At 49.3% G+C, this 16,821-nt stretch carries 15 protein-coding genes; 7 read left to right on the top strand and 8 right to left on the bottom strand.

Annotated elements, in window-relative coordinates; all coding sequences use genetic code 11:
• Positions 1–19 precede the first annotated feature (19 nt).
• Positions 20–1,270, bottom strand: coding sequence for a dihydroorotase (locus O6R05_RS07725; RefSeq protein WP_271191411.1), 1,251 nt, complete (start codon positions 1,268–1,270; stop codon positions 20–22).
• Positions 1,271–1,310: 40 nt separating this feature from the next.
• The gene (locus O6R05_RS07730; protein WP_271191412.1) at positions 1,311–2,852 is read right to left on the bottom strand and encodes an AbgT family transporter; all 1,542 of its coding nucleotides are present in this window, start codon (positions 2,850–2,852) and stop codon (positions 1,311–1,313) included.
• 231 nt (positions 2,853–3,083) lie between these two features.
• Here O6R05_RS07730 and sdaAB point away from each other — a divergent pair, with 231 nt between their 5' ends.
• From sdaAB to O6R05_RS07750, 4 genes are all read left to right on the top strand, one after another.
• Positions 3,084–3,761, top strand: a complete 678-nt coding sequence (gene sdaAB, locus O6R05_RS07735) for an L-serine ammonia-lyase, iron-sulfur-dependent subunit beta (protein WP_271191413.1) — start codon at positions 3,084–3,086, stop codon at positions 3,759–3,761.
• Positions 3,754–4,629, top strand: a complete 876-nt coding sequence (gene sdaAA, locus O6R05_RS07740) for an L-serine ammonia-lyase, iron-sulfur-dependent, subunit alpha (RefSeq protein WP_271191414.1) — start codon at positions 3,754–3,756, stop codon at positions 4,627–4,629. Before sdaAB ends, sdaAA begins: the two co-directional genes overlap by 8 nt.
• Before the next feature lies 1 nt (position 4,630).
• Positions 4,631–5,872 (top strand): dicarboxylate/amino acid:cation symporter, encoded by a 1,242-nt coding sequence (locus tag O6R05_RS07745; RefSeq protein WP_271191415.1) that lies wholly within the window; start codon positions 4,631–4,633, stop codon positions 5,870–5,872.
• A 113-nt stretch (positions 5,873–5,985) separates the two neighbouring features.
• Positions 5,986–6,891 carry a restriction endonuclease gene (locus tag O6R05_RS07750; protein WP_271191416.1) on the top strand — a complete coding sequence of 302 codons (906 nt, stop codon included), beginning with the start codon at positions 5,986–5,988 and terminating at the stop codon, positions 6,889–6,891.
• Positions 6,892–6,925: 34 nt separating this feature from the next.
• Here the strand turns inward: O6R05_RS07750 and O6R05_RS07755 are convergent, their stop codons facing one another.
• Positions 6,926–8,107 carry a M20 metallopeptidase family protein gene (locus O6R05_RS07755; RefSeq protein ID WP_271191417.1) on the bottom strand — a complete coding sequence of 394 codons (1,182 nt, stop codon included), beginning with the start codon at positions 8,105–8,107 and terminating at the stop codon, positions 6,926–6,928.
• Positions 8,108–8,795: 688 nt separating this feature from the next.
• Between O6R05_RS07755 and O6R05_RS07760 the strand changes: the two genes are divergently transcribed.
• Positions 8,796–9,230, top strand: coding sequence for a nucleoside deaminase (locus tag O6R05_RS07760; protein WP_271191418.1), 435 nt, complete (start codon positions 8,796–8,798; stop codon positions 9,228–9,230).
• 2 nt (positions 9,231–9,232) lie between these two features.
• Here O6R05_RS07760 and O6R05_RS07765 read toward each other — a convergent pair whose 3' ends face one another.
• A complete protein-coding gene (locus O6R05_RS07765; protein ID WP_271191419.1) occupies positions 9,233–9,763 on the bottom strand; it encodes a phosphatase PAP2 family protein in 531 nt (176 codons plus the stop codon).
• The gene (locus O6R05_RS07770) at positions 9,763–9,948 is read right to left on the bottom strand and encodes a CDIF630_02480 family spore surface protein (RefSeq protein ID WP_271191420.1); all 186 of its coding nucleotides are present in this window, start codon (positions 9,946–9,948) and stop codon (positions 9,763–9,765) included. The genes O6R05_RS07765 and O6R05_RS07770 overlap by 1 nt, the downstream gene beginning before the upstream one ends.
• Positions 9,949–10,045: 97 nt before the next feature.
• Between O6R05_RS07770 and O6R05_RS07775 the strand changes: the two genes are divergently transcribed.
• Together O6R05_RS07775 and O6R05_RS07780 are read left to right on the top strand one after the other, a co-directional pair.
• Positions 10,046–11,782, top strand: coding sequence for an ABC transporter ATP-binding protein (locus O6R05_RS07775; protein WP_271191421.1), 1,737 nt, complete (start codon positions 10,046–10,048; stop codon positions 11,780–11,782).
• Positions 11,766–13,667, top strand: coding sequence for an ABC transporter ATP-binding protein (locus O6R05_RS07780; protein ID WP_313791019.1), 1,902 nt, complete (start codon positions 11,766–11,768; stop codon positions 13,665–13,667). The genes O6R05_RS07775 and O6R05_RS07780 overlap by 17 nt, the downstream gene beginning before the upstream one ends.
• A 269-nt stretch (positions 13,668–13,936) precedes the next feature.
• Here the strand turns inward: O6R05_RS07780 and phnX are convergent, their stop codons facing one another.
• From phnX to O6R05_RS07795, 3 genes are read right to left on the bottom strand one after another with little or no spacing between them, the layout of a single operon-like run.
• The gene (gene phnX, locus O6R05_RS07785; RefSeq protein ID WP_271191422.1) at positions 13,937–14,710 is read right to left on the bottom strand and encodes a phosphonoacetaldehyde hydrolase; all 774 of its coding nucleotides are present in this window, start codon (positions 14,708–14,710) and stop codon (positions 13,937–13,939) included.
• A complete protein-coding gene (phnW, locus tag O6R05_RS07790) occupies positions 14,697–15,806 on the bottom strand; it encodes a 2-aminoethylphosphonate--pyruvate transaminase (RefSeq protein ID WP_271191423.1) in 1,110 nt (369 codons plus the stop codon). The genes phnX and phnW overlap by 14 nt, the downstream gene beginning before the upstream one ends.
• A gap of 18 nt (positions 15,807–15,824) precedes the next feature.
• A complete protein-coding gene (locus O6R05_RS07795; protein WP_271191424.1) occupies positions 15,825–16,814 on the bottom strand; it encodes an extracellular solute-binding protein in 990 nt (329 codons plus the stop codon).
• Positions 16,815–16,821 lie beyond the last annotated feature (7 nt).

Consider the following 16,821-nt stretch of genomic DNA (forward strand, 5'->3'; position numbering starts at 1 on the left):
GGTCGTTTTTTTATTTGCCTTATTTCCCTTGAAACTTGATCTCGCCGTCCACAAAGGTGTAGCGGACATTGCCTTTCAATTCGACGCCTTGATACGGTGTATTGTCGGATTTTGAATGGCTTTCGCCCACCGTACGTGGCAGCATATCGAAGATGGTGATATCAGCCGGCATCCCCACTTCGAGACTCCCGGCACGCAACTGATAGAGCGCAGCCGGGTTTGAGGTAAGCTTTCGCAAAAACTCCATAAGACTTAATGCTCCGGTATCCACCAAATGAACCAGACCTAAACTTAATGCCGTTTCCAAACCGATGATACCGCTCGGCGCTTTGACAAAGTCCTGAGCTTTCTCTTCCGCCGCATGAGGGGCGTGGTCCGTCGCGATACAGTCAATTGTCCCGTCGGCAAGACCCTCGACGATGGCACAGCGATCCGCTTCCGTGCGAAGCGGCGGATTCATCTTTGCCAACGTCCCTTGGCTGAGAACCAAATCTTCCGTGCTGGAAAAGTGATGTGGCGTGGCCTCGGCGTAGATGGACGCGCCCCGGCTTTTAAAATATCGCACCAAATCCACCGCACCTTTGGATGAGATATGCTGAATGACCACTTTGGCACCTGTATGACAACATAAGACGCCGTCTCGTGCAACCAATACATCTTCCGCCACGCCCGGTGCGCCGCAGAGTCCGAGGGAGGCCGCTACGTCGCCTGCATTCACGCCGTTCTCCCGATTCAATGTCGGGTCTTCCTCATGAAAGGACACGGGGACATCAAGTGCCTTGGCCTTTTTTAAGCCGTCGTAGATAAGGGCGGTTTTGGTATTGGGAATGCCGTCATCGCTAAAACCTACCACGCCGAGCTGCTTAAGAGCGTCCATATCGGTCAGCGATTCACTTTTAAATCCCTTGGTCAGTGCCGCGACCGTGTAGATGTGAATAGGCATCGCCTTGGCGCGAGTGAGATAGTCCTCAACCACCTCGACATTATCCAAAATAGGTCGGGTGTTCGCCATGGTGACCACTGAGGTGTAACCCCCGGCAAGTGCCGCTGACGATCCGCTTGCAATATCTTCTTTGTGGGTTTGACCCGGGTCTCTAAAGTGGACATGGGTATCGATAAAGCCCGGGGCGGCAATAAGGCCCGTACCGTCCAGATCCCCCGGTGCATCCGTGGGTTCCAAAGAGGCAATGAGACCGTCTTTGATGGTGATGTCTGTGATGGCATCCCAGTGTGTTTTCGGATTGACTACGCGAATGTTTTTAATAATCATACTTTGCTCCTACAAAAAAACTCCCCGAAGGGAGTTGGTGTTACATAAAGATGGTACCGCCAAGACCGATTGGTAAATTGAAAAGGAAAAATACACCCATAAGCGCCGTCCAGAATATGAGAAATGCAATCGAGTAAGGAAGCATCATGGATATCAGCGTACCCAACCCGGATTCTTCGTCATATTTTTGCATAAACACAACGATCATGGCAAAGTAACTCATCAGAGGTGAAATAATGTTGGTGGACGAGTCCCCGATACGGTAGGCCACTTGAGTCAAAGCCGGGGTAAAGCCAAGTTCCAGAAGCATCGGCACGAAGATCGGCGCCATAATCGCCCACTTTGCACTGGCCGAACCCATAAAGAGGTTGATAAACCCGGTGAAAAGAATGAAGATGACGATGAGTGGAAAGCCGCCAATGCCGGCATTCTTTAAAAACTCGGCCCCTTTATACGAGATGATGGCGCCCAAGTTGGTCTCACCGAAGTAGGCAATGAATTGTGATGCGAAGAAAGCGAGCACCAGGTAGCCGCCCATGGATTTCATGGCGCTGGTCATCGCCGCCACCAAGTCATGGGAGTTTTTAATCTTCCCGACGGTCGCACCGTAAACCAGACCCGGTATGAGGAAGATAAGCATCATGCCAAGGATCAAACCGTTGTGTAAAAAGTCATTTAAGGTCATTTTACCTGTAGCTTCATCCAAGGCTCTAAACGGTGACGTGTCAGGCACCATGAGAAAAGCCATCACAACGACATAGATCGCCAAAGCTACCATAGCGTTGCGGATACCTTTGGATTCCAGCGATGAAACATCGCTCGCCTCTTCCTCCGTCGCCTCAAACTTATACCCTCCTAAGTTCGGTTCCACGATCTTGTCGGTGACAAAAGTGCCTACGATAGTTAAGAAAATAGTGGACACTTGAAGGAAATACATATTCGATGTGACAGGAATGCTCATATTAATTTGCGCCGCATTGAGCGCTTCATTGGTGATGTTGGTCAGAAGCGGGTCAGTCGTCCCAAGAATCAGATTCGCAGAAAAGCCGCCGCTGACGCCGGCAAAAGCTGCCGCAAGACCTGCCAGAGGATGACGCCCTGCCAAGCCGAAGATGATCGCCCCAAGAGGCACAACGACAATATACCCGGCATCGGATGCCACGTTAGACATAATGCCGGCAAACACAACAATCGGTGTCAGAAGTTTCGAGTTGGCATTGAGCAGCGCCTTGCGAAGTCCGGTGTTGAACAACCCCGTCCATTCACACACCCCCACGCCAAGCATCGCTACAAGGACGGTGCCCAAAGGCGCAAAGCTGGTAAAATTGGTGACGGCACTGTTAAAAATATAACTCAATCCTTCACCGTTGAGTAGAGATTTTGCAGATTTGGTAACTTGCTCGCCTGCTTTTGCATCAAAGTAAGTGATCGGTTCACCATAAAGAGATACAAAGTGAGAGGCTATGACAACCACAACACAGAGAATGAAGAAAATCATGGCCGGATGTGGTAAGCGATTTCCAATGACTTCGACGCCTTTGAGAAAACCGCTGACTTCTTTTTGGTTCTTTTGTTTTTTCATGGTCCCTCCTATTTTTAATCTTAGTCTAATCTTAGACTTTGCGTTGTCATTATATGGTATTGTCTGTCAAATGACAACCGCTACGACGCAACTTTGGTGTCCAGTTACTTCAAAATCACTTTACTGTGAAATCAGTTTTCTTCTTATTTAAATTAGTCCGCCTATTTGTACGGAATTGCTTTTAAATTGTTTTTATATCTGTTATCATAAAAGCGATAATGGAGGTGTAGTATGACAGAATACAGTGCATTTGAAGTGATGGGTCCCATCATGGTCGGACCTTCCAGTTCCCATACTGCAGGCGCATGTAAAATTGCCAATGTCGCTGCAGATATCGTGACTGAAGGTTACACTGCGGTGGACTTTCAACTTCACGGTTCTTTCGCACACACATATAAAGGACACGGCACCGACCGCGCCCTCGTCGGAGGTATCCTGGGTTTTGAACCTGATGACGACCGCATTAAACGGTCTTTTGAGCTGGCCGACGAAGCCGGCTTGAGCTATAAATTCACTCAAACCAACCTCGGCGACAAGTTCCATCCCAATACGGTAAAACTGGTCTTCTCCTATCCGAATAAAGACGATGAGTTTATCATCGGCTCATCTATCGGCGGCGGGGCCATGAAAATTGTAGACATCGGCGGCATTCCCATCGAGTTCAACGGTGAGTATTCCACCATACTGTTAAAATATCCGGAGCAAAAAGGGGTCATATCCTTCGTCTCCACCCAGTTGTCCACGCACAACTACAACATAGAATCTTTAAATACGTCCAAAGACAAACTTACCAACGTGGTCACCCTCACGGTGGAACTGGACCAACCGCTGACTGACGAGCTTCAAGAAACTATTTTAAATGATCCTCGTTTTAGTCTGGCGAAATATGTGGAGGTGGATCATGCTTAACACTGCAAAAGAAATCATTGAGGTCTGCGCCGAGCGCGGCATTCGCATCTACGACCTGGTCATAGAAGAAGAACTGCGCCGCGGCAACACGGAGGAAAAAATCCGTGCCGGCATTGACGAGGTCATCGAGGTGATGAAGCAGTCCTCGACTCAAAATTTGACACAATCTGAAACGACAACCTATGGGATGATCGACGGATTCGCCAAACGCACCTTTGATTATGCCAACAACGGGGAGCCTATTGTCGGTCCGTTCTTAGCACGAGCTATGGCTCGAGCCTTCTCCACCAGCGAAGTGAACGCCTCCATGGGCAAAATCGTCGCCGCGCCGACAGCTGGTTCATCGGGCATTATGCCGGCCATGCTGAGCTCGGTCATTGAAAAATATGACTTCGACGCAACAACCTTACAAAACGGATTCATCACATCTATCGGCATTGGACAGATCATCGCCAAATACGCCACATTTGCCGGCGCAGAAGGCGGTTGCCAAGCCGAATGCGGTGCAGCATCCGCCATGGCGGCTTCCGCCCTGGTAGAAATGCTCGGCGGCACCGTTGAACAAACTCTTCACGCAGCAAGCATCACACTGATCAATGTGCTTGGCCTTGTTTGCGATCCTATAGCCGGACTTGTCCAATATCCATGCACATTCCGCAACGCTTCAGGCGTTATCAATGCCTTTATCTCTGCAGATTTAGCGCTTGCCGGTGTGGAAAGTATCGTGCCTTTCGATGAGGTGGTCATCGCGATGGGCGAAGTGGGCAATTCCATGAGTGAGGCCTTGAGAGAGACAGGACTCGGCGGTCTCGCTGGAAGTAAAACCGGTCAGAGAATTAGAAGAGATTTCTTGAAAGAAGGAGAATAACATGTCTGAAACAAAAAAATTTACAATGGGCTTAATTCCAAAGCTTATTATTGCCATTGCACTTGGTATTTTAGTAGGTCTCTACCTGCCACCTGTAGTGACTCAAATTGCCGTTACGTTTTCAGCTAACTTCGGCAAACTGCTAAACTTTGTCATTCCTCTGATGATTATTGCCTTTGTATCCAAAGGGATTGCCGATTTGTCTGAAGGGGCAGGCAAACTGCTTCTTGCCGCAGTAGGTATGGCGTATGCCTCCACGTTAATTGCAGGTTCGCTATCTTACACCATGGCTCATACTTTATTCCCAAGCTTTATTGACCCTGCAATGGTAGATAAAATTCAACAAGCTTCTGAGAATAACTTAGCCGCTTTATTTGAAATTCCGCTCAATCCTGCCATCGATGTCACCGGCGCACTCGTCCTTGCCTTTATGATAGGTCTTTGTGTATCCGTGCTTCGCCAAAAAGGCACCGGCCAAGGTTTCTACCAATTGATTAACGAATTTAACGAAATGATCAACATGGTCCTTGCCAAAGTCATCATTCCGGTGCTTCCATTCTTTATCTTCGGCAACTTTGCCAATATGGCTTATTCCGGATCCGTATTTGCCATTCTCAGCATCTTTATTCGTATTTTCGGATGCATTATCGCACTGCACATTGTGTACATAAGTGTCATGTTCATCGTGGCCGGCGGCCTCACAGGGAGAAATCCTTTTGCCAGCTTGAAAAAAGCACTGCCTGCTTACATGACCGCCATCGGTACGCAATCTTCTGCAGCAACCATTCCTGTCAATGTCGAATGTAACCGCAAAATCGGCGTCACCCGCCAAATTCGTGAGTTCGTTATTCCACTGGCCGCTACTGTTCACCTTCCAGGTTCTATGATCACACTCACCGCGTGTGTCTATACTTTGCTCTTCATGTATGATATGCCGCACAACTTCGGTCTGATCATCCAGTTCATCGCCATTCTCGGCGTCGCCATGGTTGCAGCTCCAGGCGCTCCCGGCGGAGCCGTTATGAGTGCTTTGCCGTTCCTGCCTGTTGTTGGCGTAGCTTCCGATTCACCACTTGCCACCATTTTGATTTCCCTGTACCTGACTCAAGACTCTTTCGGTACTGCAGCGAATGTCACCGGTGACAACGCCATCTCCATGTTGGTTGAAAAATTCTACTACAAACACATTGTACACCGTCCAATTCCTGAAGAAGACTTCACGGCTGAGGATCCAACCAACTGACAATTGAATTTAACCACCTTAGAAAGACGCAGCCGAGCTGCGTTTTTTTAATGGTATGTTTCGGGTAAATACTGAAAAAATAAACGACATCATTGTCACCATGAAGGAGTCCTATGTATACTAAAGCCTTTACTTATAAAAATCTCCCTGTACAAAGCTACACGATTGCCCATGATACCATTCCCATGCCCCTGAGTCCTGAGCTCACCGAAGCGTTGGAATACCTCTTGTGGTATGTCCCCAATATCGCCTCCATTCAATCCCAGGACAATCCCTTCGTCTCCAATCGCTACTATGATGACTACACCTTCACTGAAATCATGCATCATCTGAATTTGGACGATGAGGACGTGCTCATCACAAAGACCATTGACCCGGATATTGAAGCGTTCTTTAAAAAGAGTATTATCCCGGACAGACAGAAAGTCGTGCTCACCGTAGGCGACGATGAGACGAAAACGGAAGCGCTCTTTCGTCATATTCGCAATGCCATTGCCCACGGTTATATCACGGTGGCAGCGGATCTCTTAGTGGGTTTCGATTACAAATACACGCACGGCAACAACACCGAATGCACCGCCATCTTTCAAATTCACCCTCGCGAGTTGCTTGCAGCACTGCGTCGGGTGACCACGGATCTCAATAATGAAGATGTCATCGTCAAAGCCTTTACCACTTGCGGCTACTATGTGGATCACTACGAAGAAAACTTCAAGCGCTCCACCAAATTCGATCTCTTTGTCAAAAAGGACAGCCAGAGCTACGGCGTCGAACTCCGCAACTCCGCATCGAAAGACGAATTGGATCGGGAGGAAGTCACCGAGATGATCCGTCAGTTGGAATCCATCTATGAAGGTCTTCGCCCGGTCCTTGTGATCAATTCTTCCTTTTTGAAGGAAGCGTCCAAGGAAGAACTCCTCAGCCACGAAGTGATTATTCTGGATATTAAAAACATTAAAAAGATGCTTCAAGGCCGAGATATGCTCGGCGAAATTACATCCGCTCAGCGTGAACACTAAAAAACGGCCTTCTCTACAGCGAGAGGGCCGTCTTTTAATAGCTCTTTGATAAATAATACACCGTCATACTGTGCATGAGGACGCCGACTCGAATACAGTCTTCATCCGGATTCATTCGGTTGGAGTGAAGGGGTGGATTGTCCTTATCTTTAAATCCGCACCCCAGTCGAAACATGGCGCCCGGCACGCTCTCCAGATAATAGGCAAAATCCTCAGAACCCATGGTTTCATGAGGATTCTCAATGTAGGCCGCCTCACCGAAAACCTCTTTGGCCGCCCTCTTTATCACCTCCGAGACGAAGGGGTCGTTAGAGAGCATCGGCGTGCCCGAAGTCAGTGCCACCTCACAGTTCCCGCCGTGAGCCGCGGCAATGCCTTCGGCGATCTCTCTAAGCCGCCTGTGAATCAACTCCCGTCCCTCAGCGGACAGTGAGCGAATCGAGCCTTTAAGCTCTACCGCATCGCCGATCACATTGCCGCCACGCCCGCCGTGAATGGAGGTGAAAGACAACACCGCAGACTCCAAGGCGCTGAGCTCTCTGGAAATAATCGACTGTGTATTCACCACAATTTGACTGGCAATGTAGATAGGATCAACGGCAAGTTCCGGATGGGCAGCATGCCCCGGTTTGCCTTTGACCTTGAGAACAAAGCGATCCGAGGCGGCGGACATCATCCCGCTTCGGTGGTAGATCGTCCCCGCCGGCATCCCCGGCCAGCAGTGCAGACCGATAATATAGTCCGGTTTCGGGTTGTCCAATGCCCCATGTGAGATCATGTACTTGGCCCCTTGTCCCCTCTCCTCCGCCGGCTGAAAAATAAACTTTACCGTACAGTCAAAGTCCTCCTTGTGTGCCGCAATCACTTTCGCCGCACCCAAAAGACAGGTGATATGTATGTCATGGCCGCACGCATGCATGACCCCCGGCCGTTGAGACGCCCAAGCTACACCCGTCGCTTCCTCAACACGCAGTGCATCGATGTCCGCACGAATAGCAATGCACTTCCCTTTCCCGGGATTGACTGCCGCAATGACCCCCACCTCCCCCGTCGGTGTGACGGCATCCATGTTGTAGCCTTGCAGCTGCTCAACGATATACTTTGAGGTCTCCACCTCTTCCATTCCCGGCTCGGGATTGGCATGGAGGTGGCGTCGAATAGCTATGAGCTCCGCCTCCATCCGTTGAATGTCATGTTTCAGTTCGTCAAGCGTCATTCGATTCGCCTCGCTTCCTTAATCGTCATACACTGTCCTTGCTGTCTTAAAAGATACCCTGCCGCCCCGGGATCGTCACATGCGGCCGTCATATGCTGAGCCCCCTTAAAATATCCTGCTCCTGACGTCTCGTCCTCGCAGGCAACAAAAAAGATAGCTTCTCTAGCTTTAGAAAAACTATCTTTTATGCGATCATCCAACTTTCTGTTTTAGGTTCAATCACACGTATCACGTCCTTTATCAATGTCAGATCGTTCGCTCCACCCCTGTGAAGCTTGGACCTTGTCCAATCCATTCTCCGGTCACCATGTCCAAAAATCCTACGCTTAAATTTTTGTAGTGACTAAAGTTTGAACTCGACGCGTGTTGCATCGTTCGACATGTCATTCCTATCCTTGAAATGTGCATCGTTACGTCGTTCATTCTTCTGCCGCAACAGCGGCGAGGCTAATGCCTTTAGACTTCTTCCGGTACAGAAGAGTTTTAAGTCATTGGTTGCGCCAACGGTAAGTTGGATGATCCTGTTGGCTTATTATTATGATACCACATTAACTTATTTTTAAACACATTTCTTAAAAAAATTTTTCAAACTCATGCCGTGATCAGTAAAATCAGCGTCCCTTGTCTGCGGCTGTGATACAATGATGGTACTACTACTCAATAGAAAGAAAGGACAGCAATCATGTTTATGGACGAAGCACTGGCCCTGGCAAAGAAAAGTATGGAGACCGGCGATGTACCCATCGGTGCCGTAGTGGTACGGGACGGTGTCATCATCGGACGCGGTTTCAATCAAAAGGAACACACCGGTCTTGCCAGCGAGCACGCTGAGATGATCGCCCTGAAAGAAGCGGCCGCGACGCTGGGTCACTCCCACTTGGAAGACTGCACGCTTTATGTGACCTTGGAGCCGTGTCTGATGTGCGCCGGCGCCATGGTCAACTTCCGCCTGGGCAAGGTCGTCATCGGCGCGCGCAACGGGCGCTTTGGCTGCTGCGGCACGTCGGTCAATGTCCTCACCACGTCCAACCATGAACCGGATGTGGTCTTCACCGAGGATCAACGATGCTCACAACTTCTCTCCTCATTTTTTAAACAATTACGAACAATGCGTAAGGGATAACCTTACGCATTGTTGTTGTGCCTGCGGCGATACCATTGTTCTATTAGCTTGCCGGCAAGAAGACTGGCCACAAGACCTAAGACGACGCCGCCAAGTACATCGGTGGGATAGTGCACATAGAGATATAAGCGACTGAGTCCCATAAGAACGGCAAAGGTCATCAGCACCCCGCCCCAAAGTCGATGGTATCTGCGGGATGCGAAGGCAGTCACAAAGGCGGAATAGGTGTGTCCCGACGGAAAGGATCCGTCTTGAAGTGCCGGGACGATAATCGTCTTGCCCGCTTCCACATAGGGCCGCACGCGACCCACTAAAGGTTTGATCAGCACATTGCCGAAGATGAAGACTAAGATAAGACCGGCGAGAATGTGAAGACCCCACCGGCGTGTCCGCTTCACTACGGCAAGGCCAAGACCTATAATAATAAATCCGATGCCCGCAGTGCCGAACTGTGCCAGCATTTTTGCCACAATGTCAAATACAGGGTTTTCAAAACCCTGTATTTCATTCAGCAGTGAAATTTCCCAAGCCATTAGCGTTGGTTTTGTTGATCAACCCATTCTTTCGCTTCGATAACAGCTTCTTCAGTAGGTTGTTCCACACCGGTTTCAGGATCCTTGCCGGCCGCTTTGCTGTACACATCACTTGCCGGACGGTGTTCCTGTTGAATGGCTTCGGCTTGTTCTACATTAGCATCATGTTTCTTTTCGTTGTTCATTGTTAATACCCCCTTGTTATACTTATACCTTTTTATAGTGATATTATATAACTTTTTTTATATTAGGTGTATAATATTCTGATGAAAGGAAGGAAATATGTTAAGAACGTTATTATCACATGTTAAAGATTACAAAATTTACACCTTCCTCTGCCCGGTTTTTGTCATTATAGAAATTATAATGGACGTGCTCATTCCCTATTTCATGAGTCTTATCATCGATGTGGGGATTGTGAACAGTGATACGGATGCCATCTTACGTTATGGTCTGTACCTTATCCTGGCAGTGGTTGTGGCTTTTCTCACAGGCATGATGTCCGGCTATCTGGCGACTAAAGCTTCGGCAGGTTTTGCGAAAAACTTGCGCTTTGCCTTGTTCACCAATATTCAGGACTTCGCCTTTCAAGACATTGAACACTTTCAAAGCGGCTCACTCATCACCCGCATGACCACCGACGTGCAAAACATTCAGGCGGCTTACCAAATGGGTAACCGCTTAGCTTTGAGATCTCCGCTCCTCTTGATCTTCGCGCTCTTTATGAGCCTTCGGATCAATGCTGAGATCTCTCTGAGTTTTTTGATCATTTTCCCTATTCTCATCATCGGTCTGAGCCTTATTTTGTCCAAAGCTCATCCCCTCTTTGAGCGTATTTTTAAAACCTACGACCATTTAAACACGGTCGTTGCAGAAAATCTCTTGGGGATTCGGGTCGTCAAGAGCTTTGTGCAGGAAGATCATGAAACCGAAAAGTTCTCCAGCCTCGTGGATTTGATTTTTAAACTCTACGTCCGAGCTTCCAAACTCATGGTCAACATTCAGCCTCTGATGATGTGCTGCACCTTTGCGGCAACACTGTTGATCTCTTACTTCGGGACTCAGGCCATCTGGGGCGGCACCCTCCAAACCGGTCAGCTCATCAGTTTGGTGAACTATGCCGTACAAATTCAAATTTCTCTGATGATGCTCTCTATGGTCTTTATGCAACTGGTCATCTCTAAAAACTCCGCCGAACGTGTTGTGGAAGTGTTGGAGACGACCACCTCGTTGGATAAAAACCTCGGCGGCATCACTGAAGTGAAAGACGGCAGCATTGCCTTTGACCATGTTCACTTCTCCTATGTCGACGATGACGACAAGTGCGTCTTAAGCGACATCAACTTGGACATTGCCTCCGGCGCCAATGTCGGTATTATAGGCCTCACCGGTTCCTCCAAGTCCACCCTCATCTCCCTCATTCCCCGTCTTTATGACGCCAATAAGGGCTCGGTGAAAGTGGGCGGTGTGGACGTGCGTGACTACAATCTCAAAACCCTGCGCGACAGCGTGGCTGTCGTCCTTCAAAAGAACACGCTCTTTTCCGGGACGGTTCGGGAAAACCTCAAGTGGGGGAACGAACAGGCCACGGATGAGCAGATTCAATGGGCGGCGAAAATTGCTCAAGCCCATGACTTTATTATGGCGACAGAGCACGGCTATGACACCATAGTGGAACGAGGCGGCACCAACTTTTCCGGAGGTCAGCGCCAACGGCTGTGTATTGCCCGCGCCCTGTTAAAGCGTCCTCAAGTGCTCATTTTAGACGACTCCACATCAGCTCTGGACAATGAGACGGAGCAGAAAATTGTCGACGGCATGCAAGTGCATCTTCCGTCCATGACCCGCCTTACTATTTCCCAGCGAATCAACTCTCTGGAACACTGTGACACCATTATCGTCATGGCAGAGGGCAAAATCCGTGACCGAGGCACTCACGAAGAACTGATGACCCGTGACAGCATCTATCAGGAAATAGCCAGCACTCAAGGAGGTGACTTCGATGAACCGAATGCGTAGACACAGCGGCCCTCGCGGTGGAAAACTCAACACCAAAGAGAACAAAGAAGCCTTCAAACGCCTTTTGAGTATGCTTTTAGAACGAGGCGGCATCAAGTTCATCGGGATCATCTTTCTGACGCTGATTGCCGCAGGCGTGCAAGTCCTTCAGGCCCTCTACATTCGCCTGTTGGTCGATCAAATTATCATCCCTCAAATGGAAAGCGGCAACTTCGACATAACGCCTCTTTTCCGTCTGGTACTTCTCTTCGGTTTGATCTTTGCCGCCGGTGCCATGTCCACCCTCATCTCCGCCCGTATCATGATCAACATCGCCGAAAGCATTATTCGCGACTTGCGTAAAGAGATGTTTGCCCATATGCAGACTCTTCCCATCGCCTACTTTGACACCACGCCTCACGGCGACTTGATGAGCCGTTTTACCAACGACACCCAGGTCTTGGAGCAGATGTTGACCAACGCCCTGCCGTCTTTCTTCTCCTCGATTATTACCTTGACGGTGATTATCATCTCCATGATTTTAAGCTCCGCCATTCTCTTTGGCGTCGTCATCGTCACCGTATTTGCGCTGATTTTCGCCATGCGCTTTATCGGCGGCAAGAGTGCCGTCTTCTTCAGTGCTCAGCAACAATCCCTCGGGACCACCAACGGCTACATTGAAGAGCTGATCGAAGGACAAAAAGTTGTTAAAGTCTTCTCCCGGGAAGCTCAAGTCATCGACAAATTTAAAGAGCTCAACGATGCACTCGCCCATAATACCATGATGGCAAACCGCTATTCGCTATTTTTGATGCCGATTATCTTCAACATCGGTAATTTGCAATTTGCCTTTATCGCAACCATCGGCGGCCTCTTAACGGCCACCGGTGCAACCGGTCTGTCTGTCGGCGGACTGGTGGGATTTTTGCAGCTCTCCCGCTCCTTCTCCGGACCTATCAACCAACTGTCGCAACAGATGAATCAAGTCATCTCGGCACTCGCCGGCGCCAAGCGTATCTTTGAACTTCTGGACACCCCTTCAGAAGTAGATAACGGCGTGTACGAACTCGCCCGTGTCTGTGACGACGGCACCGGCGGCATCACCGAATGTACCGAGTGCACCTCCCGTTGGGCCTGGAAAAACCCTGAGACCGGAGAACTCATCGAACTTCGCGGTGACATTCGTTTTGAAAACGTGGACTTTTCCTATGACGGCGTCCATCCGGTATTGAAGAACATTTCCCTCTACGCCAAACCCGGGCAAAAAATTGCCTTTGTTGGGGAAACCGGCGCCGGCAAGACCACCATCACCAACCTCATCAACCGCTTTTACGATGTGGATCGAGGTACCATCACCTTCGACGGTATCGACGTGAAGGACATTAAAAAACACCACCTTCGCTCCTCCCTCGGTATGGTGCTTCAAGATACCCACCTCTTTACCGGTACGGTGAAGTACAACTTAAAATACGCCAAAGACGACGCCACCGATGACGAAGTCATTGAAGCCGCAAAGAAAACTCAATCCCACGGCTTTATCAAAAATCTTGCCAAAGGTTACAACACGGAAATCTCCGGTACGGCGTCCGACCTTTCTCAAGGTCAATCACAACTGCTGTCCATCGGACGCGCCGAGCTCTACAATCCGCCGGTGCTCATTCTGGATGAAGCAACCTCATCCATCGACTCCCACACTGAACGACTGGTACAGGAATCCATGGATGAAATTATGAAAGGCCGCACCACCTTCGTTATCGCCCACCGTTTATCAACGGTTAAAAACGCCGATGCGATTATGGTGTTAAGCCGCGGTGAAATTATTGAGCGGGGCGATCATGACGACCTCCTTGCACAACGCGGCGTCTACTACCGCCTCTACACCGGCGGCTTTGACGACGAAGAATAAATTCAAAACCCATCGGAACCTACCGGTGGGTTTTTCTTTGCTCTTTTTTATGTGAGATTCTAAAAACAATTGCGACACTTCGGTAAGTAAAACCTCACACTATCCTCGATCGAATGGTGAGAAGCGACAAAACAGGAACGATAAACGTCCCTGTTGGTCTTCATTGATATGCGTCTGTCACTATAACTGCGCCGTCGGCAGATTCTCTTACTATCCGCCATCTTAGGATACGTCACCTTCTTCGGATAAAGGTTGTTTTCTTCCCCGTACTACTTCCCAATGATATCGAGCAGTCCTCGCAGGTCATTAATGACGTAGTCGGCACCTTCTTTTTTATAAATATCCGCCACGCGTTTTTGTGCCCGGTGCTTTTCCTCGTCGCTCAAGTTGTCGTATTCGTCTTGACGAAGTCCCATCGTGGAGCTGCCCTCTACCACCCCGACCGTGATCACGCCGGCAGCTTTGCCTTCCCTGATGTCCGAGACGGTGTCGCCGACTTTGATGACATTGGCCACGGAGGTGACGCCGAGTGCTGTCATATTTTTAAAGATCATGTACGGATAGGGACGTCCTTTGTCGCCGACGGAATTGGGTGTTGCCCAAAAATCAGGGGCATAGCCCTTTGCCTCAGCTTCTTTGGCAACAATGACCATCATGGCATCTGTGTAGCCTGTGGTGGAGCCGATTTTAATGCCTTGCGCTCTTAGCCTCGCAACCGTCTCGCGCACATGGGGTTTGATGTCGACAAAGTTTTTTAAAATATCCAGTGTCTTTTGCTCCATGACTTTATAAATGGCTTTGACATCGTCGTCGTCACTTGCTCTGTGATAGACAGCTTCAAAACATTGTTGGATTCTGTCCATGCCAAGCATGGTTCTGATGTGGTCAATCTTGAGCAGTCCCATAGGTTGTCTCACTTCATCAAGAGTCGGCGTGATACCGTATTGTTCGAAGGCTTCAACAAATGCCTGCACCGGTGCAAAACAGCCGTAATCCACAGTGGTCCCCGCCCAGTCCAGAATGACCGCCTCAATGTGTCCCATAGTCGTCCTCCTTTGTCGCTAAAAATTCTTTGATGATTGCCGTCACGTTGAGGATGTCGTCCTTATAAATCTCTCCGATGTTGCCGATTCTGAACGTGTCCGCTTCCGTGACTTTGCCGGGATAGATGGCATAGCCTCGTGCTTTGATAAAGGTATACATCTCGTCAAATGAAAAGTTTGAACTGGCCGGATATAAAAAGGTGGTGATAATCGGCCCCTGATGGTCGGTGATGTAGGCCTCGATCCCCAGCGCTTTCATCCCCTCGATCAAAAGCTGATTGTTCTCTCGGTAGCGTATTTCCCTCTGTGCAATACCACCCTCCGCGTCCAATTCTTCCAAAGCTTTATAAAAGGCCAGCACGGTATGTGTCGGCGACGTAAAGCGCCACTTTCCGTCTTTATCCATGGTTTTGTACTGGTCGTAAAGGTCCAGGGACAGACTGCGGGCTTTGCCTTGACTCTTTTCCAATGCGCCTTTGTTACAAATGATGAACGAAAACCCCGGCACCCCCTGTATGCACTTGTTGGCACTGCTGATTATAAAGTCAATGCCCATGGCTTCCACATCAATGTCGACGCCTCCGAAACTGGACATGGCGTCCACAATAAAAGTTCTGCCGAATTTTTTGACGACCTCACCCACCGCTTTGATGTCGTTGAGAATGCCCGTGGTGGTTTCGCTGTGCACCATGGCGACGTGGGTGATCGCCGTGTCATCACGAAGTATAGCTTCTATTTTTTCAGCTGAGGGAATACGGTGGTAGGCTTCTTTATAGATGGTGTAGGGAATGCTCCCGTGCTTAGCAATGTCCTCCATCCGTTCACCATAGGCGCCGTTGGCTACAATAAGCAGTTTATCTTCATCGCCTACGACACTGGACAGTACGGATTCCACACCGAAGGTGCCGCTGCCTTGCATGAGCACTACCGTATACGTTGCCGCATCGGCATGGGCGAGCTGTAGTAATTTTTTTCTTATGTCGAGCGTGATGCGTTTATAGTCGTCGTCCCAGGTACAGTGATCAAAGAGCATTTCCTGTTTAACCGTGTCCGTTGTGGTAAGAGGGCCGGGTGTCAAAAGTTTATAGGCATTCATGGGTTGTCTTGCCCTCCTTTATTTGCTCGCTTCAGAAATGGCCTGATGCTTTTTCAAAAGATCAACGGTCAACTTTTCTTTAAATGTTTTCGGATTGCCCGATTTGTTGATATCCTCAACGGTTTCGCCGTCATAGAGTGCAATCGGGTAGGTTTGAAGGAGTTCGGCTCTGGCGTTTTTAACGATACATTCGGCCATCTTTATCGCTTCCGGATTGGTCGCATCGCCTTTGTCAATGACGGCGACGGATTCTGTCAGTGTGAAGTTCCCTTCAGCAGGATCCACATAGTCGATGGGAAGTCCCTCGGCTTTGTCCGCAACAGCTTGATGGCGCAGACCGAATCCGATGGCCACTTCGCCGGCGCGAACTTTTTTAATCGGTCCCGAGCCTGAATCTTCAATATGTGCTCCGGCATTTTGATAGATGCCTTTTAAAATCTCTGCGGCGCCGTCCTCACCATATTCGCTGATTAAAGCTTGTATCAAAAGCCACGCCGTCGACGAGCTCTGTATGTCGGTCACCGAAATCATGTCTTTATAGACCGGATCGGCAAGGTCTTTAATCGAGGTCGGCACCGGCAGATTGTTCTCTTTGACCGCCTCGGTGTTGTATATAATCGCGCCTTCTTGTGCCGTGATCGGCGAATAGTACGCCGGATAGTCCGCCAGTGCACCGGTGTCAAAGGTGAGATCCTGAAACATCGGATGCTCCGCCTCGGCACTTTCCACATAGAATGAACTCATAGTGATAAGATCCGCTTCGGATTCAGCCCCCTCCGCAAGAAGCTTCCCTCCAAGTTCTGAAGTCCCGAAGACTTGAACGATATACTTATCTTTATAGCCGTTGGCGTCCAGGGCGTTTTCCATGGCCACGACGGCTTCGTCGTCGGCATTGGTATATAGAACCACCTGGTCATCTGCCGATGCGCTGTTATTGCCGCATCCTGTCAACAGACAACCTGTAAGCAACGTACTTGTCAAACCTAAAATCAACATACTTTTTTTCATAATTTTC

Source organism: Peptoniphilus equinus, from assembly GCF_027921445.1.
GTDB classification, from domain to species: Bacteria; Bacillota; Clostridia; order Tissierellales; family Peptoniphilaceae; genus Peptoniphilus; species Peptoniphilus equinus.